The sequence below is a fragment of the Microbacterium sp. LCT-H2 genome (genome assembly GCF_001866135.1).
Lineage (GTDB): Bacteria > Actinomycetota > Actinomycetes > Actinomycetales > Microbacteriaceae > Microbacterium.
Map to the genome: position 1 here is coordinate 86,010 of NZ_MODW01000006.1, position 23,365 is coordinate 109,374.

The following is a 23,365-nucleotide window of genomic DNA, read 5'->3' on the forward strand; positions in this document are numbered from 1 at the left end:
CCACCGTATCCTCGAAGGATGACTTCCTCCGCAGCCGACGTGCTCGATCTCGACATCACCGGCATCGCCCACGGAGGCACCTTCATCGCCCGTCACGAGGGACGCGTGGTCTTCGTCTCCGACGCGATCCCGGGGGAGCGCGTCCGTGCCCGGCTGCTCGACCCGTCCGCAGGCGCCGGGGAGCCCGATACCCGGAGCTTCTGGCGCGCCGAGACGATCGAGGTCCTCGACGCCTCCCCGCATCGCCGGCCGCACATCTGGCCGGAGGCGGACGTCGCGCACGACCCCGCCCAGCGGCCGGGGGGTGCCGACCTCGGGCACATCGACCTCGACCACCAGCGTGCGCTCAAGCGACAGGTCCTCTCGGAGGCGTTCGACCGCTTCGCCGGTCCCGGCCTCGAAGCCCCGGAGATCGAGGCCGTGGAGTCCGGGGACGGGACGGGGTGGCGCACCCGGGTGACGCTGCACGTCGACGACGGCGGGCGGATCGGCCCGTTCGCCGCCCGCAGCCACCGGGTCGTTCCGGTCTCGACCTACCCGCTCGCCCGCCCCGCGATCGCCGAGGCCGCCCTGGCCCTGCGGGGCGAGAAGGCCGGACGCATCGAGCTCGTGGAGCCTGCGGACGGCCGCGTGCGCATCATCCGGCACCCCGAGGCCGAGCGCCGGGCTCCCAGGGACCGCCGCCCTCGCCCGAAGCCCGAGGTGGTGCAGGAGCGCGTCGGCGACCGCACGTTCGACGTCGACGCCGGCGGGTTCTGGCAGGTGCATCCGCGTGCCGCCTCCGTCCTCGACGGCGCCGTGTACGGACTGCTGGACGGTCATGTGGAGCCGGACGCGACGCATTACGACCTGTACGGCGGCGTCGGCCTCTTCGCGCGGACTCTCGCCGATCTCGGTGGGACCGACATCGTCACCGTCGAGTCCAGCCGACGCGCGACCGCGCATGCCGCCGCGAACCTCGCGCCGCTCGAGGTGACCGCCGTGACCGCACGCGTCGACCGCTTCCTCCAGCAGCCGCGGCGCGGAGGCGCGACGGGGGCGGTCGTGCTCGACCCGCCCCGTTCCGGCGCCGGCCGGGCGGTCGTGGAGGGCGTGCATGCGCTGGCTCCGTCCGCGATCGCCTACGTCGCCTGCGACCCCGTCGCCCTCGCACGTGACCTCGGCACCTTCCGGGGCCTGGGGTGGCGGGTCGACGCGCTCCGCGGGTTCGACCTCTTCCCGCACTCGCATCACTTCGAGGTCGTCGCCCTGCTCACCCGGTGAGCGCATTCCCGGTCCCGCGTCCGCGACTCACTAGGCTGTGGGCATGAGCACCGTCGCCCTCATCGACGACCACGAGTCCGTCCGCCTCGGCCTCGAGGCCGCGTGCGCCAGGGACGGCCAGACCGTCGTGTTCACCGGGAGCACGGTCGGCTCCTACCTCGTATGGCGGTCTTCGACGGGAGCTCCGCCCGCCGACGTGGTCGTGCTCGACCTCACGCTGGGAGACGGGACGACGGTGACGGAGAACGTCGTGTCCCTCGTCGCCGACGGCGCCAGCGTCGTGATCCACAGCGTCGCCGACCGGCCGGCCGCGGTCCGCGAGGCCCTGGCGGCGGGTGCGGCCGGTGTCGTCAGCAAGTCCTCCGCCCTCGACGACGTGCTGGACGCCATCCGCACCGTGGCGCAGGGCGAGGCGCTGAACAACGTCGAATGGGCGAGTGCGGTCGACGGAGACCGCGCGTTCGCCGATGCCCAGCTGTCCACCCGCGAGCGGGAGGTGCTCCGCCTGTATGCGACCGGCCTGCCGCTGAAGGCCGTGGCCGAGCGTCTCGGCGTCGCGTACTCCACCGCGAAGGAGAACATCACCCGGATCCGGGTGAAGTACGTCGAGGTCGGTCGGCCGGCACCCACCAAGGTCGATCTGCTGCGGCGCGCGATGGAGGACGGCATCGTGACGGCCGACGGGGCGCCGAGTGCCCGCTGAGCCGCTGAGCGTCCGCGACGCCTGGAGCAAGATCCCGTCTCCCGGCAGCGCGGAGAACGGCTTCGAGCGGTTCACCGGCAAGCGGATGGAGCGCATCCTCGCGATCGTGGTCGCCCTGGGCTCCGGCGTGCTCGGCGCGCAGGCGCTGATCGCAGCGGTGAACACGCTCTCCCGTCCGGACACCGCGCACATCGTGATGCTCGTGGCGGTCTTCGTGCCGCTCACCGCGATGCTCGTCGCCTGTCTGGTCGGCCGCGGCGTGCGTCTGGCCGCGGGGACGTTCGCGGTCGTGTATGTCTTGGCGCTCGCGGCATGGCCTCTGGTCGTCGACCCCGCGGACAAGGTGGCGGGCGATCAGCCGTGGATCTTCTTCCTCGTGAACGTCGGCGTGGTGGCGGCGATGCTCGCCTTCCCCGTGCGGCTGCAGTTCGCGTGGGCCGTCGGAGTGCCGTTCGTCTACGGATACGTGCGTCTGGTGCAGGGGGAGTTCTCCCGGGAGTTCTGGGTGACGACGGCGTTCGACGTCTCCTTCACGCTGATCCTCGGCGTCGTGATCGTCTCACTCGGCTGGATGTTCCGCTCGGTCGCCGCGGGCGTCGACGAGGCGCGGGGCACGGCCGTGGCCTCGTATGCGACGGCGGCCGCCGCGGCCGCCGCCGAGGAGGAGAGGGTCGCCATGTCGGCCCTCATGCACGACAGCGTCCTGGCCGCCCTCATCGCGGCAGAGCGCGCGGAGGGCGAGCGGGCACGGGAGCTCGCCGTGGCGATGGCCAGGGAAGCCCTCACGCGGCTCGCGAACACCGAGGTGGCGGTCGCGGAAGAGGGCAGCGACGAGCCGGTGGGGGCCGCGCAGATCGTCGTGGAGCTGCGGCGGGCCCTCTCCGAGCTGGGCGCGGACGCCATCGTGGAGGAGCGCGGCGGCAGCGGCCTCATCCCGGGGCGTGCCGCGCGAGCCCTCGTCCTCGCGGCCCGCCAGGCGATCGGGAACGCGGTCGCGCACGCGCATGGTCGCGGACTGCACATCCTCGTCGTCGGTCACGGTGACGAGGGCATCGCCGTGACGATCTCGGACACCGGCGGCGGCTTCGACGTCGACGCCATCGGTCCCGACCGGCTCGGCATCCGCGCCTCGATCCTCGCCCGCATGGCCGGTGTGGCCGGAACCGCGCACATCGCCTCGGACGCGGAAGGCACCGTCGTGACCCTCGGGTGGGAGCGCTCATGAACCGGACCGTGCGCAGCGTCGCGACCTCGCTCGCGGTCGGGTTCGCGCTGTACTTCGTCGCCCGGGGGATCTGGTGGATCGAGCAGCCGACGGCCCCGCTGCTCATGGTCCTGGCCATCGCCGTGTATCTCGTGGTGGTGAACGTCGCGATCCTCGGGAGTCCGGCCACGGTGCGGATGCCGCTGTGGTCGGCGCTCCTCGCTCTCGGAGCGAGCGCGATCATCCCGGTGCTGGTCACCCTCTCACTGGACCCCGACGATCGAACCGCGCCGTTCGCCACCTGGTACATCGGCGCCCTCGGTCTGCTCGGCATCGTCTGTGTCGTCCGTCGCCGCGCGTGGGCGGGCTGGGCGACGCTGGTCGTGCTCGTGGTCGCCGCATCCCTCGCGCTGGGTCTGGGGGTGGCGCTGAACCTCGGAGTGGTGGGGTCGATCATGTGGGTCGCGGTCGCCCAGCTCCTGGTGATGTTCTGGGACCGCGCCGTGAGCGACACGGAGCGCCTGTCGGAGATCCAGCAGGCGGTCTCGGCCTGGCACGCGACCCAGCGGGTGCGCCAGCGCGAGCGTCGCCTCCGCACCCAGTTCGCCCTCGCCGTCGCAGGCCCCGTGCTCAGCCGGGTGGTGGCGTCGCGCGGACAGCTCGACGACGGTGAGCGGCTGGAAGCCCGGCTCGCGGAGGGGCGTCTTCGCGACGAGCTGCGTGGGGCGGACCTCCTGAACGACGACGTCCGCAACGCGATCGATGCCGCGCGCCGCCGCGGCGCCTCCGTGACGGTGTTCGACGAGGGCGGTCTCGACGGCGTCGACGAGGGCCGGCGCATGGAGATCCGCGACGAGCTCGCGTCGGTGCTGCGCAGCGCCGGCACGGGGCGCATCATCATCCGCTCCGCACGAGACCCTCTCGTCGCCGTCACCGTCGTCGGTCGCGCGGGCCTTCGGGCATCGGACGACGATTCCGTCGACCTCTGGCACGAGATCGCGAGGGAGCGGCGGGGGACGGCGTCCGACGCGCGGAGCTGAGAGTGGGCGAGGGGCGGCGAATCCGCCTGCCCCTCGCCGTGCGGACAGTTACCCGAAAACCGTCCGCTGGTGGCCGATCAGCGTCTGTCTACCCTGGGACAGAGAGACCAGCCGAACGCGAAGCGTCCCCTTCAGTCTGCGGGGTCGCGCAACGGTTGTCTGTAGGTATTTTGGGGGACAAAATCCGCGATCGGCTCAGCCGGCGAAACGTCCCCAGGGAATGTCGCGGCGTAGGGGCCGACGCAGCGGACGCTGCGTGCGGGTCCATGCCGAGACCCGTGGCTCCTCGACCGTCGCCTCCGCCTGCTCGTTCGCGTAGGCGTCCCCGAGCACGGCGATGAGGGCTGCGAGTTCCTCCTCGGTCGCGGTGCCGCGGGTGACCTCCAGCATCACGGGCGCAGGCAGCGCCCCGTCGACGGCGGATTCCTGGCCGCTCACAGCGGGATGTTCCCGTGCTTCTTCGGGGGCAGCTCGGCACGCTTGCCCCGCAGGGCCCGGAGCGCCTTCGCGATCGCCACCCGCGTGTTCGCCGGCTCGATGATCCCGTCGAGCTCGCCGCGCTCGGCCGCGAGGAAGGGCGAGGCCACGTTGTACGTGTACTCGTTCGCGAGGCGGGTGCGGACGGCGGCGACGTCCTCTCCCGCTTCCTCCGCCTTGCGGATCTCCCCGCGGTAGAGGATGTTGACAGCGCCCTGGCCGCCCATCACGGCGATCTCCGCGGTGGGCCAGGCCAGGTTCACGTCGGCACCGAGCTGCTTGGAGCCCATGACGATGTACGCGCCGCCGTAGGCCTTGCGCAGGATCACCGTCACGAGCGGCACGGTGGCCTCGGCGTAGGCGTAGAGGAGCTTGGCTCCGCGGCGGATGACGCCGGTCCACTCCTGGTCGGTGCCGGGCAGGTACCCCGGCACGTCGACGAGGGTCACGATCGGCAGCGAGAACGCGTCGCAGAAGCGCACGAACCGGCTCGCCTTCTCGCCCGCCTCGATGTTGAGCGTGCCCGCCATCTGCGAGGGCTGGTTGGCGATGATGCCGACCGAGCGGCCCTCGATGCGTCCGAAGCCGATGACGATGTTCGGCGCGAACAGCGGCTGGACCTCCAGGAAGTCGCCGTCGTCCACGACGTGCTCGATCACGGTGTGGATGTCGTACGGCTGGTTCGGGGAGTCCGGGATGAGCGTGTTGAGCGTGCGGTCCGCGTCCGTGGTCTCGAACTCGAACGCACTCTCGTAGGACGGCAGTTCCGCCATGTTGTTGTCGGGCAGGAAGCCGAGGAGCGTGCGCGCGTAGTCGATCGCGTCGTCCTCGTCCTCGGCCAGGTAGTGCGCGACGCCAGAGCGCGTGTTGTGGGTGTAGGCGCCGCCGAGCTCCTCCATGCCGACGTCCTCGCCGGTGACGGTCTTGATCACGTCGGGTCCGGTGACGAACATCTGGCTGGTCTTGTCGACCATGATGACGAAGTCGGTGAGGGCGGGGGAGTACACGGCGCCGCCGGCCGCCGGACCCATGATGATCGAGATCTGCGGGATCACGCCGGAGGCTCGGGTGTTCAGGCGGAAGATCTCGCCGTACTTGCCGAGCGCGACGACGCCCTCCTGGATGCGCGCGCCGCCCGAGTCGAGGATGCCGATGCAGGGCATGCCGCCCGCCAGGGCGAACTCCATGATCTTGACGATCTTCTCGCCGGCGACCTCGCCGAGCGATCCGCCGAAGGTGGAGAAGTCCTGCGAGTACACGGCCACGGTGCGGCCGTGGATGGTGCCGACGCCGGTGACGACGGAGTCGCCGTACGGGCGCGAGCGGTCCATGCCGAACGCGGTGGTGCGGTGGCGTACGTACTCGTCGAACTCGACGAAACTGCCGGGATCGACGAGGAGCTCGATGCGCTCGCGGGCGGTCATCTTGCCCTTGGCGTGCTGCTTCTCCTTCGCCTTCGTCTCGGCGTCGACGACGGCCTCGGTGTAGCGAGCGCGCAGATCCGCGATCTTTCCGGCGGTGGTAAAGGGGTCGGGCTTGTCCGTCACGGATTCCACCCTAGCGTCGGGTCCGCGCCGTCCGTTGGATGATCGGCACAACGGGGCGGCGGATCCTTTGGCGAGGTGCGCGCTCCCTCATTCGGTGGTCGTGTCGGAACCGGGTCGCGGTGGCAGCCCGTGATCGCCGTCTCCGGGACCGGCGTCGAGTTCCTCCGTGGGGTGCTCACGTCGGCGACCGGCGATCTCGCCGACCCGGTGCCCGACCCATCCCGCGCCGCGCGCCACGGTGCCCGCGGCTCCTGCGACCGCGTTGCCGGCGTAGCGCGCTCCTCGCAGCATCCGCAGCTCCACCTTCTCGGCGCCGGGGATGGGCTCCAGCTCGGCGGGGAGGGTGAGGGGCGCGGCCCCGAAGGCTCGGTGGGAGGTGGTGAGTACGCGGCGTCCGAGGATGTGGTTGCCCGCCCCGCCGATCGCCGCGCCGATCCCGAAGGGCATCGCCTTGCCGATGAAGGAAGCCCCGCCCTTGGCTGCGAACTGCTTCACGAACATCCCTTTGAGCTGGTCGACGAGCGGCCCCACGGCGGCGCGGGGGAGCGACTTCGTCACCAGCTCGCCCCAGTACGCCGACCGGCTGCTGCCGCGACCGGTGACCTGCCGGGCGAGCTGCCCGACGAGGTCGACGCCCTCCTTGCCGAGCATGAGGGTCATGACGAGAGCGCGGGCACGGTCGGGGTTGCCCACCGCGATGCCGTGCACCTCGGCGACCGACTGCGCGAAGAGGGCCGTGGATTCCACGAACCCCACGGTCTCGACGCCGGAGAGCGCGAGGGTGATCCCCGTGCCGATACCCGGCACGACGGCGGTCGCCCCCACCGCGGCTCCGCCGGTCGTGACGGCCGCGAGGTAGCGGCGCTCCAGGATCCGGATGATCTCGTCGGGGGTCGCGTGCGGGTTGCGGAGCCGGATGCTGCGGATGTGGGCGAGCACCAGCGGGCGCTGGATCGAGAGCACCCGGTCGAGCCCGCGGACCATCATCGGGTGTTCCGGGGAGCCGACCGGCGGCACACCCTTGTCCCACGGGGCGTCGTCCGGCAGGGAGTGGATCTTGTGCACCTTGGGGGCCATGTGCCGATCCTATGAAGCCCGTCCGCGAAAACACCGAGAGCCCCGGTCCATGGCGGAACGGGGCTCTCGGAGGGGAACGTCACACGAAGAGGTTCGCGCGCTCCAGGTCTTCCGCGAAGTCGACCTCGACCGCGTACAGGTCGGAGACGTCCATCGGCTCGAGCAGCAGGCCGTCCTCGGCGATCGCCAGCTCAAGACCCCGCTCGAAGTAGTCCTGGTCCTCGACCCGCTGCAGCTGGCGCATGAACGCCTTCTTGAAGCCGGAGGAGATGTAGTTGATGCCGACCGCCTCACCGAGGCCGCCCTTGACGGACTTCGACAGCTCCTTGATGAAGCCTTCCGCGGTGACGGTGTACTTCACCTCTTCATCGCTGACCTTGGCGGTGTTGACGGTGACGAACGACTGGTCACGCTCGATGTACGCGGCGGCGCGACCGAGGATCATGGGGTCGAAGACGACGTCGCCGTTCATCCACAGCACGCCGCTCTTGCCGGTGGCGCTCAAGGCGCGCAGCAGGCTCTTCGAGGTGTTGGTCTCGTCGTAGCGGTCGTTGTGGACGTAGTTCACGGAGGGGAAGGCCTCGATGATGGTCTCCGCGCGGTAGCCCACCACCGTGGTGATGCGTGCGTCGGATCCGAAAGCGGCCCGGATGTTGTCGTGCTGCTGGCCCATGATCGTGCGGCCGTCGTTGAGCTCGGTGAGCGGCTTGGGCAGCGCACGGCCGAGGCGGGAGCCCATTCCGGCTGCGAGGATGACGGTCTGAAGAGTCACGAATACTCCTAAGGAAGTTGTGTTCACGGTCGGTTCACCGACCAGACACTTCGTCGTGCCGGGAATCATGCTAGCGATTCCCCCTGAGAAGCCCGGGGCCAGGCGGGCCCCGTTGCCATTTCGTGATCGAGTACACACGCAACGCACAGGGACGACAACCCCCTTGCGAAACGCGCAGAGGAGGGGATCGGATTGCGGATTGTCGCGTGGGGCCTTGGCTCTCAGCCACCCGTTGATACCGTAGGACGGTGACTTCCTCCCCTGATGACCCCACCCCCCAGGCAGAGGGAGCCGAGACTCCGACCGAGGCCTCCGCGCCCGCTCGGAAACCGGCCACCAAGAGATCTGCCTCGTCCTCCGCCGGCGCGAAGAAGGCGACCGGAGTGAAGTCTTCCGCGCCGAAGTCGGCAGCGGCGAAGACCGCAGCCTCGAAGAGCACCGCTGCGAAGTCCACCTCAGCGAAGACCGCCGCTACGAAGTCCACGAGCCCGAAGTCCACGGCGGCGAAGGCCGCCGGTACGAAGGCCGCTCCGGCGAAGACGACCGGTGCCAAGGCCGCTCCGGCGAAGTCCACGGCAGCGAAGTCCTCCAGCCCGGCGAAGTCCTCGACGGCGTCGAAGACTCCCGCGGCGAAGACCCCCGCGGCGAAGAAGTCGACCGCCGCGCGGCCCGCACCGACCAAGGCTGCAGCCGAGAAGGCGGCCCCCACGTCTGAGGTCGTGGTCGAGCCGACGCCCGCAGCGAGTGTGGATCCCGCGGCCGCTCGCACGGCGTCCGCCGCCCGGGCGGCCGCGGTGAAGAACACCGCCGCGCGGACCACGACCCCGAAGCGTCCGTCGGCGACGACCACGAAGCCGAGCACGGCTGCCGCCAAGACGACGGCGGCCAAGGCGGCTGCCGCGAAGACGGCCGCCGCGAAGGCATCCGCGGCCAAGACGACGGCCAAGACCGCCGCCGCCAAGACCGCTGCGGCGAAGGCGGCTGCGGCCAAGGCGGCTGCCGCGAAGGCCGCGGAAGCCGCGGCCGCGGAGGCGAAGGCGGCAGAAGCCGAGGCTGCCGCGGAGGCGCAGCCCGACGAGCCCAGCACGACGCCGGCGCCGACCGTGTCCGCACAGGTCGGTGAATCCGACACCGCGTCTGCCGAGGTGGCGACGTCGGACGACGACACTCCCGAGTCGGCGACGCGCGTCGAGGACCCCACCGCCATCGCGGAGTCCCCCTCGACGGAGTCCACGGTCGAGACATCGGACACCGCACTCCCGGTGACGAAGGAGCCTGCGCTGGAGGACAGCCGTGTCGCGGACGTCGAGGTCGTCGAAGTGGTCGAAGGCGTGACCGCCGAGGAGCCGCCGGCCGAGGTCGTCGGGGCGGAGGCGGCGGAGCCCGCCACCGAAGCCATCCGGATCCGCGGTCTCGTGAAGCAGTTCGGCGAGAACCGCGCGGTCGACGGCATCGATCTCACCGTGCCCGCTGCCTCGTTCTACGGAATCGTCGGCCCCAACGGTGCCGGCAAGACGACGACCCTGTCGATCGTCGCCGGCCTCCTGCGCGCGGACGAGGGCAGTGTCCTCATCTGCGGCATCGACCAGGCGAGCGAGCCGCTGGCGGCGAAGCGCGTGATGGGCGTCCTGCCGGACCGGCTGCGCACGTTCGACCGCCTCACCGGCCGGCAGCTGCTCTACTACTACGGGCTGCTCCGCGGCCTCGCCGCCGACGTGATCGAGAAGCGCACCGGCGACCTCGCCCGGGCCTTCGATCTCGGCGACTCCCTTAACCGGGTGGTGTCCGACTATTCGGCGGGTATGACCAAGAAGATCATGCTCGCGGGCGCGATGATCCATTCGCCGCGCGTCCTGGTGCTCGACGAGCCGTTCGAGTCCGTCGATCCGGTCTCTTCCGCCGTGATCCTCGACATCCTGCGCGCCTACGTCTCGCACGGCGGCACCGTGATCCTGTCGAGCCACGGAATGGACCTCGTCGAGCGCGTGTGCTCCCGGGTGGCCATCATCGTCAACGGCGAGGTGCTCGCCGAGGGCACGATCGACGAGGTGCGCGCGGGGCAGACGCTCGAATCGCGCTTCGTGGAGCTCGCGGGTTCCAGCGGAGAGGTGGAGGGACTCGAGTGGCTGCACACGTTCTCCGACTGAGGTTCGCGCTTCTCCTGGGCGCCCTGCGTGGGGAACACCGGGGGCGCACCCTGCTCTCCTTCGGCGCCGTCATCGCGGTCACGGTGGTCGTCTGCGTGGCGGTGTTCAGCCTCGGCGACGCGCCGGTTCCCGTCTCCCAGGCGGTGACAGTGCTCGGCGGTGCGGCCGTCTTGCTCGGCTTCCTCGTGGGGCCGTTGCTCGTGGGGGCCGTCGACCAGCTCGATCCGCGGCGCTTCGCGGTGTTCGGGGTCGACGAGCGGAAGATGCCCGGAGTCCTCGCGATCGCCTCACTGATCAGCGTGCCCAGCCTTGCGCTCCTCGCGGTCTACGTCAGCGTGACGATCGTCGCCGTCCGCGCCGGTGCGCCGTGGGTACCGGCCGTCCTCCTGGCGGCGGTCGGGCTGCTGTCGACCATCCTCCTCTCCCGAGTCGGGATGGCGCTCAACGCGCTGCTGCTGCCGGAGCGTCGATCCCGCGAGCTGACCGCGCTGTTCGCCCTCGCCTTGATCGTCATCGCCTTCCCTGTCGCGGTGTTCCTCGGCTCGCTCCGCTGGGACGGCGAGGTGCCGGCATCGTTGGCGACCCTGACCTCGGTGATCGGTTTCACCCCGCTCGCCGCGTCGCCGGCGGCGATGTTCGCCGCGGCCGCCGGTGAGACGGCTGCGGCCTGGGTCAGCGGACTGATCGCCGTGGCCACCCTGGCGTTGCTGTGGCTCGCCTGGACCTGGTTCGTGCGGCGCCTGCTGACGACGACGGAGCGTCCGGTGGCGGCACGCGAGCGCACCGGACTCGGGTGGTTCGCCCTGCTGCCCTCGAACGCCTTCGGCGCCATCGCCGCGCGAAGCCTCGTGTACTGGCTCCGCGACCGTCGGTACATCATGAACATCATCGTGGTGCCCGTGGCGGGCGTGCTGACCGTGTTCCCGCTGATCGTCGCGGGCGTGCCGGTCGAGATCGCCGCGCTCGTCCCCGTGCCCGTCATGGCCCTCTTCTTCGGATGGCTGCCGCACAACGACGTCGCCTACGACTCGACCGCCCTCTGGGCGCACGTTGCGAGCGGCGTCCGGGGAGTCCCGGATCGTCTCGGGCGCCTGGTGCCGGTGCTCCTGGTCGCCGTGCCGGTGCTGGCGATCGCCGTGCCGCTCTCGCTCGTGCTGGCCGGCCGCTGGGGTCTTCTCCTCCCGCTCGTCGGCCTCGGCGCGAGCCTGCTCTTCTCTGCTCTCGGCATCTCGAGCGTGGTGTCGGTGGTGGCGCCGTATGCGGTGTCCCGCCCCGGGGACAGCCCGTTCCAGCAGCCGCAGCGACCGACCTCCCGGGGGGTCTACGGCCCGGCGGCGGCATTCCTCGGTGCGATCCTCCTGAGCGTGCCGACCATGTGGCTGTTCGGCGCGAGCATCGTCGCCGATCCCGGTTTCGCGCCTGCGGCGTTCTGGGTCGGCATCGTCACCGGAGCGGTCGCGTTCATCGGCGGAGCCGTGATCGGCGGACGCATCTTCGAGCACAGCGGCGAGCGTCTGATGGAGTTCGTCGAGACGGCGTGAGACCCGCCCCGTCGAGGCTCGGACGCGGCTAGAATCACGAGATGAGTACTCCGCTGGACAGCCCCGATCAGGGCGGCGTGGCAACGCTTGATCGCGAACTGGAAGAGCTCCTCCGCGAGGAGAACATCGAACCGGGCGACCACGAGCGCTTCTCGCACTACGTCAAGAAGGACAAGATCCTCGAGTCGGCGATCACGGGCAAGCCCGTCCGCGCGCTCTGCGGCAAGAAGTGGACGCCCGGTCGTGATCCGGAGAAGTTCCCGATCTGCCCGACGTGCAAGGAGATCTACGAGTCGATGGTCGGCTGACCGCCGACCGCCGTCTGCGCCTCAGTCCGCCTCGACGTAGACCGTCGGGATCGCCGGGTCCGACTTGCTGAGTGCGAGCGCGCGCACCGGCAGCTCTTCGCGCACACGCAGGTGATGCGCACGGGCGGCAGCGGTCCCCGCCGCGCCCTCGTAGGCGGAGTCGATCTCGCCGCCGTCGACGAGGGTGACCTGGAGCGGTCGTCCGTCCGGGTGCTCGGCAGGGGTGTCGAGCGCCTCGAACCCGTCGGAGACGACGACGGTCTCCGCTGCGGCGACGCCATCGTCGACGGTGCGGAAGGCCGCCTTTCGCCCGCCGAACGACGCCTTGTCGGCCGAGGCCTTGGCGACCCCGATCCACGCCCCGTCGGCGTCCTGCCGGGCGACGAGCTTGTAGACCATGCTCGCGGTCGGATACCCGGAGCCGGTGACGACCGAGGTGCCGACGCCGTAGGCGTCCACGGGGGAGGCGGCGAGGGCTGCGATCGCGTACTCGTCCAGGTCGCTGGTCAACGTGATGCGGGTCTCGGTGGCGCCGAGCTCGTCGAGCTGTGCGCGGACCTCCGCGGCGACGATCGGGAGGTCGCCGGAGTCGATGCGGACGCCGCCCAGTCCGGTCCCGGCCACGCGGATCGCGGTCTCGACGCCGGTGCGGATGTCGTAGGTGTCCACGAGGAGCGTGGTGTCCACGCCCATGCTCTCGACCTGCGCCCGGAAGGCGTCCTCCTCGCTGTCGTGCAGCAGCGTCCAGGAGTGGGCGGCAGTGCCCATGGTCGGGATGCCCCAGGCGCGCCCGGCCTCGAGGTTGCTCGTGGCGCCGAAGCCGGCGATGTAGGCCGCCCGTGCCGCAGCGACGGCGGAGCGCTCCGCCGCGCGGCGCGAGCCCATCTCCGCGAGCGGTCGCTCTCCGGCGGCGATGCTCATGCGCGCGGCGGCCGTGGCGACGGCGGAGTCGTGGTTGAGCACGCTCAGTGCCAGGGTCTCCAGGACCACCGCATCCGCGAACGAGCCCTCCACCGTGAGGATGGGCGACCCGGGGAAGTAGAGCTCGCCTTCGCGGTAGCCGCGGATGGTCCCGGTGAAGCGGTAGCGCTCGAGGTAGGCGAGGGTTTCGGCGTCGACGACGCGCTCGTCACGGAGGAAGCGCAGCTCGTCATCCCCGAAGCGGAAGTCGCGCAGCAGGGCGAGCAGCCGTCCGGTGCCGGCCACGACGCCGAAGCGGCGCCCGCCGGAGAGCCGTCGCGAGAAGATTTCGAAGACGCTCGGACGGGAGGCGGTGCCGTCCCGGAGCGAGGCGGCGAGCATCGTGAGCTCGTAACGGTCGGTGAGCAGCGCCGTCGACGTGGTCATGCGCTCAGCTTAGTGAGGCCAGGATGCACGCGGCGCCGCGCACGCGGGTAGGCTGGGGAGTCATGAACGACGCGCCCATCGGGATCTTCGACTCCGGTGTCGGCGGGCTCACGGTGGCCAGGGCCATCCGGGCCCAGCTGCCCCGCGAATCGTTCGTCTACATCGGCGACACCGCCCACTCGCCGTACGGCCCCAAGCCCATCGCCGACGTGCGCCGCTACGCACTCGAAGTCCTGGACACGCTGGTCGACCAGGGGGTGAAGATGCTCGTGATCGCCTGCAACACCGCCTCCGCGGCCATGCTGCGCGATGCGCGCGAGCGCTACGACGTGCCCGTCGTCGAGGTGATCGGTCCGGCCGTGCGACGCGCGGTCTCGACGACGCGGAACGGCCGGGTCGGCGTGATCGGCACCGTCGGCACCATCGGCTCCCGGGCGTACCAGGACATGCTCGAGGTGAACGAGCGCCTGCAGGTGTTCACGGCGGCCTGCCCCCGGTTCGTCGAGTTCGTCGAGGCCGGCGTGACCGGGACCCCCGAGGTGCTGGCCGTGGCCGAGGAGTACCTCGCGCCGCTGCGGGAAGCCGACGTGGACACGCTCGTCCTCGGCTGCACGCACTACCCGTTCCTCCGTGGCGCCATCAGCTACGTCATGGGGGAGGGCGTGACCCTGGTCTCCAGCGACGACGAGACCGCGGGTGACGTGTATCGCCAGCTCGTGCGCGGCGACCTGCTGGCGCCGCCCGACGCCACCGCAACGTACGTGTACGAGGCCACAGGCGATTCCGCCGACGACTTCACGGCACTCGCGAACCGGCTCATGGGCCGTGAGGTGCGCGACGTGCAGCTCGTCCAGACCGGCGTCATCACGCTTCCCGATTCCGCCCACGACGCGCGCTGAGCCCGTCGCTCCCACCCCGACCGAGAGAAGCACATGACCGACATCGTCCGCGCCGACGGCCGTTCCACCTCGCAGCTCCGCGAGATCACCATCGAGCGCGGCTGGAGCGCGCAGGCCGAGGGCTCGGCTCTCATCAGCTTCGGTGGGACGAAGGTGCTCTGCACCGCCTCGTTCACCAACGGTGTGCCGCGCTGGCTCACCGGCAAGGGCAAGGGCTGGGTCACGGCGGAGTACGCGATGCTCCCGCGCGCGACGAACAGCCGCAACGACCGGGAGAGCGTGAAGGGGCGCATCGGCGGCCGCACGCATGAGATCTCCCGCCTCATCGGTCGCGCCCTGCGGGCGGTCGTCGATACCAAGGCGCTGGGCGAGAACACCATCGTCATCGACTGCGACGTGCTTCAGGCGGACGGCGGCACCCGCACGGCCGCGATCACCGGTGCCTACGTCGCCCTGGCTGACGCGATCGAGTGGGGACGGGACAAGAAGTTCATCGGCAAGAACTCGACGCCGCTGCTTGACTCCGTCTCCGCGGTCTCGGTCGGCATCGTCGACGGGGAGCCGATGCTCGACCTCGCCTACGTCGAGGACGTCCGCGCCGAGACCGACATGAACGTCGTGGTGACCGGCCGCGGCCTGTTCGTCGAGGTGCAGGGCACGGCCGAGGGGGCGCCGTTCGACAAGCGCGAGCTCGACGCGCTCCTCGACCTCGGCATCGCCGGCTGCGCGGACCTGAAGGAACGGCAGCTCGCCGCTCTGGCAGGAGCCTGAGCATGCGCGTCGTCCTCGCGACCCACAACCCGCACAAGGTCGCGGAGTTCCAGCAGATCGTGCAGCAGACGCGGCCCGACCTGGAGGTCGTCGGCTACGACGGTCCCGAGCCGGTCGAGGACGGGGTGACGTTCGCCGAGAACGCGCTCCTCAAGGCGCGCGCGGCTGCCGCGCACACCGGCCTCGCGGCGCTCGCCGACGACTCCGGCATCTGCGTGGACGTGCTCGGCGGGTCGCCTGGGGTGTTCTCGGCGTACTGGGCCGGGCAGAAGAAGGACGCCACCGCGAATCTGGAGCTGCTGCTCGACCAGCTGCGCGACATCGCCGACCCGCACCGTGCCGCGCACTTCACGTCGACCATCGCGCTCGTCCTCCCGGACGGTCGCGAGCACGTCGTGGAGGGGATCTGGCCCGGACGCCTCGCCCACGAAGCCTCCGGGGGCGGCGGTTTCGGCTACGACCCGATCTTCATCCCGGACGGTCAGCCGGACGGCGCGGAGCGCACCGTGGGGGAGTTCACCGGGGAGGAGAAGCAGTCGCAGTCGCATCGCGCCCGCGCCTTCACGGCGCTCGTGCCGCTGCTCGCCGCGCTCTGAGCGCCGGAGAGAAGAAACCCCTGCTGACGGTGAGAATCGTTACTGTTCCCGACTAGCCGGGAACGGCCTCTCTGCACCTGTCGCCGGGCTAGCCTGGGGGCATGCACGATCACGCGCCCGCCCCCGGCGGTCTCCGTTCGGCGAGCAGCCGCCGCCTGCTCGCGATCTCCCTGACCCTCACGGCCACCGTGATGATCGTGCAGGTCGTCGGAGCTCTGCTCACGGGCTCGCTCGCGCTGCTCGCGGACGCCGCGCACATGTTCACCGACGCCTCGGCGCTCGTGATCGCCCTCATCGCCGCGACCGTGGCGGCGCGTCCTGCGGACGACCGCCGGACGTTCGGCTATCAGCGCGCGGAGGTCTTCGGCGCGCTCATCAACGCGGTCATCCTCATCGCCCTCGCCACGGTCGTCGCCGTGCAGGGGGTGCAGCGGCTGCTGAACCCCGCTGAGGTCGAGGTCGCCGGCGGGCTGATGCTCGTCGTCGCGGTCGTCGGCCTGCTCGCCAACGCCGTGTCGATGTGGCTGCTCAGCCGGGCCCAGCGCACGAACCTGAACGTGCGGGGCGCCTACCTCGAGGTGATGGGCGACCTGCTCGGCTCGCTCATGGTCATCATCGCGGCGGGCGTGATCCTCGTGACGGGCTGGATGCCGGCCGACGCGCTCGCCTCGCTGTTCATCGCGGCGATGATCATCCCGCGGGCGTTCGTGCTGCTCAAGGAGGTGTTCTCCGTGCTCGCCGAGTCGGCCCCGAAGGGCATGGCCGTCGGCGAGATCCGCACCCACCTGCTCGGCTACGACGGCGTCGTCGGGGTCCACGACGTGCATGTGTGGCAGCTCACCCGCGGGGCGCCGGTCTTCACCGCGCACGTCAGCGTGCGACCGGATCTGCTGGCGGACGGCCGCTCGGCGGCGCTGCTGTCGGAGATGCAGGCGTGCCTCGCGGATCACTTCGACGTCGCGCACTCCACGTTCCAGATCGAGCCGGCCGAGCAGAGCGACTGCGAACCGCACCACGCCTGAGCGGCGTGCCGCTCACGCCTCGACGGTGATCTCGTCGACGGTCTTGTCGGGACGCAGACCCCGCCAGCGGGCGTGCCGCAGGATGCCGTCCGGCGTCCAGTTCGCGAACTCCACCTCGCCCACGAGCTCGGGGCGCACCCACAGCGCGTCGGAGGCGTCGGGTCGGGGGACGCCGTCGAGCGGTGCGCGCGGCACCCGCAGCGGCTCCAGGCGGGTCAGGAGGTCGCGGAGGATGCGGTCCGTGAAGCCGGTGCCCACACGTCCGATGTAGCGGAGGTCGCCGTCCTCCGGGACTGCGAGGAGGAGGGAGCCGAGAGTGCCCTCCCGCTCGCCCTTCCCCGGGCGGATGCCGACGATCACCGCCTCCTGCATGCGGGTGTTCTTGAGCTTGAGCCAGGAGGGCGAGCGCTGGCCGGCACGATACCGTGACGCCGGGTCCTTCACGACGACGCCTTCCAGGCCGAACTCCTCGCTCGCGGCCAGCGCCGCGTCCACGTCGTCGAAGACGGGAGGGACCTGGATGGGCGCGTCGACCCCCGCCACGATGTCGCCGAGCAGCGTCCGCCGCTCGCGCAGCGGCATCGCGGTGAGATCATGCCCGTCGAGACGGAGCAGGTCGAACAGGATGTACACGACGGGCGTGCGCACGACCTCGCGCTCGATCTCCCGCGGCCGGGTGAGATGCATGCGGTTCTGGAGCAGCGAGAAGCTCGGCCGGCCGGCGCTGTCGAAGGCGACGATCTCCCCGTCGACGATCGCCTCGTCGACCGGGAGCAACGGGGCACCGTCGGCCGTCAGCTCGGGATAGCGCGCGGTGATGTCGGTGCCGCGACGGGCGTGCAGCGACATCTGCCCGTCGCGCCAGGTGCCGATCGCACGGATGCCGTCCCACTTCACCTCCACCCAGGAGGGGGTGCTGAGGTTCCGAGCGATCGCGGGGGTGCCGTTCTCGGCGAGCATCGGGGCGAGGGAGGGGAGGGTGGCGCCGGCGGGTGACGGTGCGGGCGCGGCGAGGGGCCGTCCGCGGCGGGCGGGGGCGGGAGCCGCCGCCCGGATCGCGGGTGCGGGGGTCGCGGCGGGCGCGTTCGCGGGCAGTGCCGGAGCGTCGGGGCGGAGCGACGAGAGGGGGTCGAATCCCGCAGCCGCGCGCGCGAGCACGTCGTCCAGTTCGAGGTGTGCGAGCCCCGGATCGTCGAGCTCCTCCCACGTGCGCGGCGCCGCGACCCCGGGCCGGGCACGCCCGCGCAGGGAGTAGGGGGAGATCGTCGTCTTCTTGCCGTTGTTCTGGCTCCAGTCGAGGAACACCTTGCCCCCGCGCACGGCCTTGGACATGACGCTCGTCGCGAGGTCCGGGTGCTCGTTCTCGATGACGCGGGCCAGCTCCTTGACCACGGCGGAGACCTCGGCACTGGTCTGCTCCCCGGGCAGGGACGCGTAGAGGTGGATGCCCTTGCTGCCGCTCGTCACGGGAAGCGGGTCGAGACCCATGTCGGTGAGGAGCGTCCGGGCGATCCGGGCGACCTCGGCGCACTGCGCGAGGTCGGCACCCGGTCCGGGGTCGAGGTCGAGCACGAGACGGTCCGGGCGTCCGGGCAGACCTTCCGGGGTGAACCGCCACTGCGGCACGTGCAGCTCGATCGCCGCGACCTGCGCGAGCCACACGAGCGTGGGCACGTCCTCCACCAGCGGGTACGCCTTGGGGCCGTCGGAGTGCTGGATGTCCTGCCGCGGGATCCAGTCCGGAGCCCCGGGCTCGAGCTGCTTCGTGAAGAAGGAGTCTTCGGGGGCGGCGGCGGTGCCGACCCCCTCGACCCAGCGCTTGCGGGTGACCGGGCGGCCGTCGAGGAGTGGCAGGAGCAGGGGCGCGATGGCGGTGTAGTAGGCGATGACCTCGCCTTTGGTCGTGCCCGTCTCCGGATAGACGATCTTGTCGAGGTTGGTCACGCGCAGTCGTCGGCCGTCGACCTGCACGACCTGCGCCTCTCCCACCATGGAGCCAGCGTAGTCAAGGGGTGGTCGTGACGGGTGGGGCTGGTGTCTACTGGTGTGATGAGGACGATCTGGAAGGGCGCCCTGACGTTCGGGCTGGTGAACGTGCCGGTCAAGGTGTACTCCGCGACCGAGGACCACGACGTGCCGCTGCATCAGGTGCATGACAAGGACGGCGGCCGCATCCGCTACCAGCGCACGTGCGAGGTGTGCGGCGAGACGGTCGCCTACTCCGACATCGACCGCGCTTACGTCGACGACGGTCAGACGGTCGTGCTCACCAAGGACGACCTCGCCGCGCTTCCGGCGGAGAAGAGCCGCGAAATCGATGTCGTGGAGTTCGTGCCCTCGGAACAGGTCGATCCGCTCACGCTCGACAAGCCGTACTACCTGGAGCCGGATTCGAAGTCTCCCAAGGCGTACGTGCTGCTGCGCAAGACCCTGGAGCAGACCGACCGCACCGCGATCGTGCGGTTCACGCTGCGCCAGAAGACCCGGCTCGCCGCGTTGCGCGTGCGGGGCAAGGTGCTCGTGCTCCAGACGCTCCTGTGGTCGGACGAGGTCCGAGAGGCGGAGTTCCCGTCCCTCGACGAGGACGTGCGGATCTCGAAGAAGGAGCTGGAGCTGTCGTCTTCGCTCGTGGACAGCTATTCGGCCGACTTCGATCCCGAGGAGTTCGTCGACGAGTACCAGAAGGAGCTGCGCACCCTCATCGACGCGAAGATCGAGGCCGGGGAGACGTTCGACGTGGCCGAGACGTTCGGCGCAGACGCCGAGAAGGCGGCCGACGGCGGCGAGGTCATCGACCTGATGGAGGCGCTGCGCGCGAGCGTGGCACGCTCCAAGGAGAAGCGCTCGAAGAACGCGGGCTGACCCGAGACGGGATCAGTGCTTGCCGTCGCCGTCGAGGTCGGGGGCCCGGTCGAACACGTCGGCGTCGAGGACGAGCTCCTCCGCCTCCGCATGGTCGGTCGCCACGTCTTCGCCCGCGGCCGCGGCCTTCTTCGCCTTGTGGCGCTCGGTGAGGTAATGCCACAGGGTGACGATCGCCGTCCCGCCGACGGCGATGAGCAGGATGATGTCGATGTACTCCACGACGAGGTGCCGGATCCATGGGATGTAGGCGATGAGGTAGCCGACCATGGTTAGGCCGAAGCCCCAGATCATCGCCCCGATGAAGTTGTAGAGCGAGTAGCGCCGCCAGGGCATGTGGCCCACGCCGGCCGCGACCGGGGCGAACGTGCGCACGATCGGCACGAACCGGGCCAGGATCACGGTGAGGCCGCCGAAGCGCTCGAAGAACGCATTGGTGCGCTCGACGTTCTTCCTGCTGAACAGGCCGGATTCCTTGCGTTCGAACACCGCGGGGCCGCCCTTGTGTCCGATGACGTAGCCGACCTCGCCGCCGATGAACGCCGAGAGTGCGATGAGCAGCGAGACGACCCAGATGTTCACGCCGAAGACGTTGCTCGTGTGGGTCAGCAGACCCGCGATGATGAGCAGCGTGTCACCGGGCAGGAGGAAGCCGACCAGCAGACCGGTCTCGGCGAAGATGATGAAGCAGACCACGAGGAGCGCCCACGGACCCGCCGCCCCGATGATCGTCTGCGGATCGAGCCACGGGATGAGCGCGGTGGGGGCGTGCAACATGCTTTCGAGCACTGGCGGGATTCCCGTCGGTCGTGAGGTGTCGGCGGTGGAGCGATGCGGGCGCCGAAGCACCCGTCGTGCGGAAGGTGGGACTTGAACCCACACGCCCTGGGGCACAGGAACCTAAATCCTGCGTGTCTGCCAATTCCACCACTCCCGCGCGGTGGCTTCAGTCTACTGACCCGCGCGCTGTTCGACCCTGGGGATCCTCCCGCAGTTCCGCGCCGTCACGCCGAGCGGCGACGCTCCAGCCGGACGACGGCGACGAGGACTCCCGCCGCGAGCGCACCGAGTCCGCCCATGGCCATGTCGCCGATGGTGTCCTCGTAGGTGACGAAGATCTCGTCGGTGATGAACGTGCGACCCGCCCACTCGATCATCTCCCACACGGCGCTGGCCGCGAGCCCGATCACGGTGCAGAGGACGATCGGCATGCGGGGGCGGAACGTCGGCGACTCCTGCGCGGTGACGATGCCGAGGCGGGTGAGCACGAGGTAGCCGGTGGCGGCGAGGGCGCCCGTGCAGACGAAGTGCACGATGAGGTCCCATCCGGTGAGCGTGCGGTACAGGTCGAACACGTTGCTCGCGGCGGCGATGAGCACGATCAGGCCGATCGCGAGGTCGATGCCGCCGCGCATCCCGAGGACGCGGGGGAGCATGAGGGCGGGGAGGGCGAGCGCGAGGATGCCGGCGTCGGTCGGGGTGGACCAGATCGCCGCGACGAGGACGCTGAGGATGCCGATCACCCGGACGGCGTCGGCACCGTACTCCGCTGCGGAGTGCGGCGGGCGGAGGAAGTCCTCCTTCATGCGTGCTCCTCGGGTGGGACGGCGGCGGGCGAGGCCGGATCGATCAGGGCGTGCACGGGGAGATGATCGGACGGCCAGCCCCCCTCCATACTGCCGCGCGTCGATGCCGGCTCGGCGCACGGGAAGCGCGGGGGAGACGAGGATGCCGTCGATGCGGCGCCCTCGGCGCGGCGTCCGGTAGCCGGCGAACGTGCCCCAGGCCGGGGTGCGGCGGGACACGGCGGCCGTCCACGAATCGCGGAGGACGTCGTCGGCTTCGAGGGCGCGCCATGCTGCTGAGCCGGCGGAGGCGTTGATGTCCCCGAGGAGGATGACGGGGGCCGCAGAGGCGGCGGCGACGTCGTGCACCGCCTGCGCCTGACGGAGCCGTGCCCACGGCGAGAAGGCGTCGAGGTGGGTGTTGAGCACGGTGAGCATGGCGTCCGTGCGGCGGTCGCGGAAGGACGCCTCCACCGCCACCCGCGGCGTGACGCTCAGCCAGGAGCGGGAACCGGAACGATCGGGGGTACGGGAGAGGGCGATCTGTCGCCAGGTGCGAAGCTCCAGCCGCTCGGCGTCGTAGAAGAGCGGGCAGCCCTCGCCGCGGGGCCCGGGGATGCGGCCATGGCCGATGTGACGGAAGGACGGGCCGAGCGCGGCGCAGACGGCGGCAGCCTGCGCGGGGAGGGCCTCCTGCACACCGAGGACGTCCGGCTGCTCCGTGCGCAGGAGCGCGGTGAGCCGGGGGCGTCGGGTCTCCCAGCGGTCGGCGCGCGGCCAGGCGAGGGCACCGAGGTCGCGGCGGATGTTGAGGGTCATGACGTGCAGCTCGGTGGCAGACGGTGTTCCGAGGAGCGCGGCGATCATCGGCGGGCTCCGGGCGCGGGGACGCCGAGCCGGTGCAGTACGCGGCGCAGGGTGAGACGCACCCAGCGCACGGGAGGGAAGTCCTCCGGCCAGTGCACGAGGACCGTGCGGGTGCCGATCCAGGCTCGGCGGGCGAAGGAGCGGCCGCTGCCGAACGGGCGCATGGAGATGCCCATGTCGGTGTGCAGCAGCCAGCGGACGCGGTGGCGCTCGCCGACGTGGAAGGCGAGATCGAGGTCGTCGTGAAGCGCGGCGTCGTCGCGGTGCACGCGGTCCCGGACGGCGAGCCACGTCGAGCGGCGGAGCGCGAGGTTCGACCCGAACAGCGGCACGTGACCGAGAGCCGAGCCGCACACGACGACGTAGGAGAGGAGGTAGGCCGCCGCGAGGGGGCGGCGCAGGAGCCGAGGCCCGTCGATGAAGTGCGCGCCGCCCGTCCAGGCGCCGACCCGCGGATCCCGGATGCACGCGGTCGCCATCGTCTCGATCCATCGGGGCCCCGGGACGCCGTCCGCGTCGAGCCGCAGGATCACGTCTCCCGTCGCCGCGTCGTACCCGGTCGCGCTCGCCGCGGGGATGCCCGGGGTGTCGCACCGCACGACCCGTGCACCGAGCCGGGCAGCCACGGCGGCCGACTCATCGGTCGAGGCGTTGTCCACGACGATGATCTCGTCGGGCGGGAGCGTCTGCCGCGCGAGGGCGCGGAGACACCGCTGCAGTTCCGCCGCGTCGTCCTTGACCGGAATGACCACGCTCAGGGTCGGTTCGGGGGCGGCTGGTGTGGCGCGGTGCACGTCGTCTCCTCGCAGGTCTGCTCCTCAGCCTAGGGAGCACGACGACGGGGGACGTACCGGTTGACACAGGGGCGGGCGGCTCGATACGGCGGCGTCAGGAGGAGCTCTCGATGCAGACGGCTTGTCCCTCGACGAACGTATCGATCGCGGTCCGGCGGAGTTCCTGTTCGCGGTCGGGGTCCGCCGCGTCGCCGTTCTGGACGCCGACGCGGTAGTCGTAGAGAGCGCGCAGGTCGTCGCTCACGGCCGTCGCAGCCTCCTGTACCTCGCCGTCGACGTCGAGATCGGCGTATTCGTCCGCCAACTCCTTCAGGCGCTCGGTCTGCTCCGGACTCGCCGTACCGCCGACCGTGTCTTGGGCGAAGAAGGCCTCGAGTTCGGTGTCGACGGCGGCCACGCTCTGGCACTGCAGGAGATCGGGACCACTGGTGCAGCCGGACAGGAGGAGAACGCCGAGGAGGCCGCTCGAGACAGTGAACCGCTTCATGCCTGCACGGTACCTGGTGCTGGACGGTCTCCGCTTCGGAGGCCGCGCACGGGGTGTGGATAACTCCGCGGGCCGG

Annotated in this window: 22 protein-coding genes and 1 tRNA gene; 12 read left to right on the top strand and 11 right to left on the bottom strand. The window is 70.9% G+C overall.

What is annotated here, in order from left to right; translation table 11 throughout:
* Positions 1–18: 18 nt before the first annotated feature.
* From BK819_RS13980 to BK819_RS13995, 4 genes are read left to right on the top strand one after another with little or no spacing between them, the layout of a single operon-like run.
* On the top strand, positions 19–1,263 hold the full coding sequence (locus BK819_RS13980) for a class I SAM-dependent RNA methyltransferase (RefSeq protein WP_071329675.1): 1,245 nt from the start codon (positions 19–21) through the stop codon (positions 1,261–1,263).
* 43 nt (positions 1,264–1,306) lie between these two features.
* The gene (locus BK819_RS13985) at positions 1,307–1,966 is read left to right on the top strand and encodes a response regulator transcription factor (RefSeq protein WP_071329676.1); all 660 of its coding nucleotides are present in this window, start codon (positions 1,307–1,309) and stop codon (positions 1,964–1,966) included.
* Positions 1,956–3,191, top strand: coding sequence for a hypothetical protein (locus tag BK819_RS13990; RefSeq protein ID WP_083391809.1), 1,236 nt, complete (start codon positions 1,956–1,958; stop codon positions 3,189–3,191). Before BK819_RS13985 ends, BK819_RS13990 begins: the two co-directional genes overlap by 11 nt.
* Positions 3,188–4,210, top strand: coding sequence for a hypothetical protein (locus BK819_RS13995; protein ID WP_071329677.1), 1,023 nt, complete (start codon positions 3,188–3,190; stop codon positions 4,208–4,210). Before BK819_RS13990 ends, BK819_RS13995 begins: the two co-directional genes overlap by 4 nt.
* A 195-nt stretch (positions 4,211–4,405) precedes the next feature.
* Here BK819_RS13995 and BK819_RS14000 read toward each other — a convergent pair whose 3' ends face one another.
* The 4 genes from BK819_RS14000 to BK819_RS14015 form a co-directional block, all read right to left on the bottom strand.
* Positions 4,406–4,648, bottom strand: coding sequence for an acyl-CoA carboxylase subunit epsilon (locus BK819_RS14000; protein WP_371259855.1), 243 nt, complete (start codon positions 4,646–4,648; stop codon positions 4,406–4,408).
* A complete protein-coding gene (locus BK819_RS14005; RefSeq protein WP_371259856.1) occupies positions 4,645–6,234 on the bottom strand; it encodes an acyl-CoA carboxylase subunit beta in 1,590 nt (529 codons plus the stop codon). Before BK819_RS14005 ends, BK819_RS14000 begins: the two co-directional genes overlap by 4 nt.
* An 87-nt stretch (positions 6,235–6,321) precedes the next feature.
* On the bottom strand, positions 6,322–7,311 hold the full coding sequence (locus tag BK819_RS14010; protein WP_071329679.1) for a hypothetical protein: 990 nt from the start codon (positions 7,309–7,311) through the stop codon (positions 6,322–6,324).
* Positions 7,312–7,390: 79 nt separating this feature from the next.
* A complete protein-coding gene (locus tag BK819_RS14015; RefSeq protein ID WP_060923420.1) occupies positions 7,391–8,083 on the bottom strand; it encodes an NTP transferase domain-containing protein in 693 nt (230 codons plus the stop codon).
* A gap of 383 nt (positions 8,084–8,466) precedes the next feature.
* Between BK819_RS14015 and BK819_RS17040 the strand changes: the two genes are divergently transcribed.
* From BK819_RS17040 to BK819_RS14030, 3 genes are read left to right on the top strand one after another with little or no spacing between them, the layout of a single operon-like run.
* A complete protein-coding gene (locus tag BK819_RS17040) occupies positions 8,467–10,230 on the top strand; it encodes an ABC transporter ATP-binding protein (RefSeq protein ID WP_256209479.1) in 1,764 nt (587 codons plus the stop codon).
* On the top strand, positions 10,206–11,771 hold the full coding sequence (locus tag BK819_RS14025; protein WP_071329680.1) for a hypothetical protein: 1,566 nt from the start codon (positions 10,206–10,208) through the stop codon (positions 11,769–11,771). Before BK819_RS17040 ends, BK819_RS14025 begins: the two co-directional genes overlap by 25 nt.
* Before the next feature lie 41 nt (positions 11,772–11,812).
* Positions 11,813–12,079 (top strand): DUF3039 domain-containing protein, encoded by a 267-nt coding sequence (locus BK819_RS14030; RefSeq protein ID WP_060923586.1) that lies wholly within the window; start codon positions 11,813–11,815, stop codon positions 12,077–12,079.
* Between the two features lie 21 nt (positions 12,080–12,100).
* Here BK819_RS14030 and BK819_RS14035 read toward each other — a convergent pair whose 3' ends face one another.
* Complete coding sequence (locus tag BK819_RS14035) at positions 12,101–13,426, bottom strand: nicotinate phosphoribosyltransferase (protein ID WP_071329681.1); 1,326 nt, start codon at positions 13,424–13,426, stop codon at positions 12,101–12,103.
* Positions 13,427–13,488: 62 nt separating this feature from the next.
* Between BK819_RS14035 and murI the strand changes: the two genes are divergently transcribed.
* From murI to BK819_RS14055, 4 genes are all read left to right on the top strand, one after another.
* Positions 13,489–14,325, top strand: coding sequence for a glutamate racemase (murI, locus tag BK819_RS14040; RefSeq protein ID WP_071329682.1), 837 nt, complete (start codon positions 13,489–13,491; stop codon positions 14,323–14,325).
* Positions 14,326–14,358: 33 nt separating this feature from the next.
* A complete protein-coding gene (gene rph / locus BK819_RS14045) occupies positions 14,359–15,096 on the top strand; it encodes a ribonuclease PH (protein ID WP_071329683.1) in 738 nt (245 codons plus the stop codon).
* Between the two features lie 2 nt (positions 15,097–15,098).
* Complete coding sequence (gene rdgB, locus BK819_RS14050) at positions 15,099–15,692, top strand: RdgB/HAM1 family non-canonical purine NTP pyrophosphatase (protein WP_071329684.1); 594 nt, start codon at positions 15,099–15,101, stop codon at positions 15,690–15,692.
* 101 nt (positions 15,693–15,793) lie between these two features.
* Positions 15,794–16,714, top strand: coding sequence for a cation diffusion facilitator family transporter (locus BK819_RS14055; protein ID WP_071329685.1), 921 nt, complete (start codon positions 15,794–15,796; stop codon positions 16,712–16,714).
* Between the two features lie 12 nt (positions 16,715–16,726).
* Here BK819_RS14055 and ligD read toward each other — a convergent pair whose 3' ends face one another.
* Positions 16,727–18,706: a non-homologous end-joining DNA ligase gene (gene ligD, locus BK819_RS14060; protein ID WP_071329686.1), complete on the bottom strand. Its 1,980-nt coding sequence runs from the start codon at positions 18,704–18,706 to the stop codon at positions 16,727–16,729.
* Positions 18,707–18,763: 57 nt separating this feature from the next.
* Here ligD and BK819_RS14065 point away from each other — a divergent pair, with 57 nt between their 5' ends.
* Positions 18,764–19,576, top strand: coding sequence for a Ku protein (locus BK819_RS14065; RefSeq protein ID WP_071329687.1), 813 nt, complete (start codon positions 18,764–18,766; stop codon positions 19,574–19,576).
* Positions 19,577–19,588: 12 nt separating this feature from the next.
* On the opposite strand, the gene BK819_RS14070 is transcribed toward BK819_RS14065, so the two are convergent.
* From BK819_RS14070 to BK819_RS14095, 5 genes are all read right to left on the bottom strand, one after another.
* A complete protein-coding gene (locus tag BK819_RS14070) occupies positions 19,589–20,353 on the bottom strand; it encodes a DedA family protein (RefSeq protein ID WP_071329688.1) in 765 nt (254 codons plus the stop codon).
* Positions 20,354–20,431: 78 nt separating this feature from the next.
* Positions 20,432–20,513, bottom strand: a tRNA-Leu gene (locus BK819_RS14075).
* 67 nt (positions 20,514–20,580) lie between these two features.
* Positions 20,581–22,008 carry an endonuclease/exonuclease/phosphatase family protein gene (locus tag BK819_RS16415; protein ID WP_083391810.1) on the bottom strand — a complete coding sequence of 476 codons (1,428 nt, stop codon included), beginning with the start codon at positions 22,006–22,008 and terminating at the stop codon, positions 20,581–20,583.
* Positions 22,005–22,802, bottom strand: coding sequence for a glycosyltransferase family A protein (locus BK819_RS14090; protein ID WP_071329690.1), 798 nt, complete (start codon positions 22,800–22,802; stop codon positions 22,005–22,007). The genes BK819_RS16415 and BK819_RS14090 overlap by 4 nt, the downstream gene beginning before the upstream one ends.
* 94 nt (positions 22,803–22,896) lie before the next feature.
* Entirely contained in the window at positions 22,897–23,289 is a 393-nt protein-coding gene (locus tag BK819_RS14095) for a hypothetical protein (RefSeq protein WP_071329691.1), read from the bottom strand.
* Positions 23,290–23,365: the final 76 nt, after the last annotated feature.

Coding starts and splice junctions, on each gene's coding strand:
- BK819_RS13980 (WP_071329675.1), top strand. CDS start 19: ATGACTTCCTCCGCAGCCGACGTGCTCGATCTCGACATCACCGGCATC.
- BK819_RS13985 (WP_071329676.1), top strand. CDS start 1,307: ATGAGCACCGTCGCCCTCATCGACGACCACGAGTCCGTCCGCCTCGGC.
- BK819_RS13995 (WP_071329677.1), top strand. CDS start 3,188: ATGAACCGGACCGTGCGCAGCGTCGCGACCTCGCTCGCGGTCGGGTTC.
- BK819_RS14010 (WP_071329679.1), bottom strand. CDS start 7,311: ATGGCCCCCAAGGTGCACAAGATCCACTCCCTGCCGGACGACGCCCCG.
- BK819_RS14030 (WP_060923586.1), top strand. CDS start 11,813: ATGAGTACTCCGCTGGACAGCCCCGATCAGGGCGGCGTGGCAACGCTT.
- BK819_RS14035 (WP_071329681.1), bottom strand. CDS start 13,426: ATGACCACGTCGACGGCGCTGCTCACCGACCGTTACGAGCTCACGATG.
- murI (WP_071329682.1), top strand. CDS start 13,489: ATGAACGACGCGCCCATCGGGATCTTCGACTCCGGTGTCGGCGGGCTC.
- rph (WP_071329683.1), top strand. CDS start 14,359: ATGACCGACATCGTCCGCGCCGACGGCCGTTCCACCTCGCAGCTCCGC.
- rdgB (WP_071329684.1), top strand. CDS start 15,099: ATGCGCGTCGTCCTCGCGACCCACAACCCGCACAAGGTCGCGGAGTTC.
- BK819_RS14055 (WP_071329685.1), top strand. CDS start 15,794: ATGCACGATCACGCGCCCGCCCCCGGCGGTCTCCGTTCGGCGAGCAGC.
- ligD (WP_071329686.1), bottom strand. CDS start 18,706: ATGGTGGGAGAGGCGCAGGTCGTGCAGGTCGACGGCCGACGACTGCGC.
- BK819_RS14065 (WP_071329687.1), top strand. CDS start 18,764: ATGAGGACGATCTGGAAGGGCGCCCTGACGTTCGGGCTGGTGAACGTG.
- BK819_RS14070 (WP_071329688.1), bottom strand. CDS start 20,353: ATGTTGCACGCCCCCACCGCGCTCATCCCGTGGCTCGATCCGCAGACG.
- BK819_RS16415 (WP_083391810.1), bottom strand. CDS start 22,008: ATGATCGCCGCGCTCCTCGGAACACCGTCTGCCACCGAGCTGCACGTC.
- BK819_RS14095 (WP_071329691.1), bottom strand. CDS start 23,289: ATGAAGCGGTTCACTGTCTCGAGCGGCCTCCTCGGCGTTCTCCTCCTG.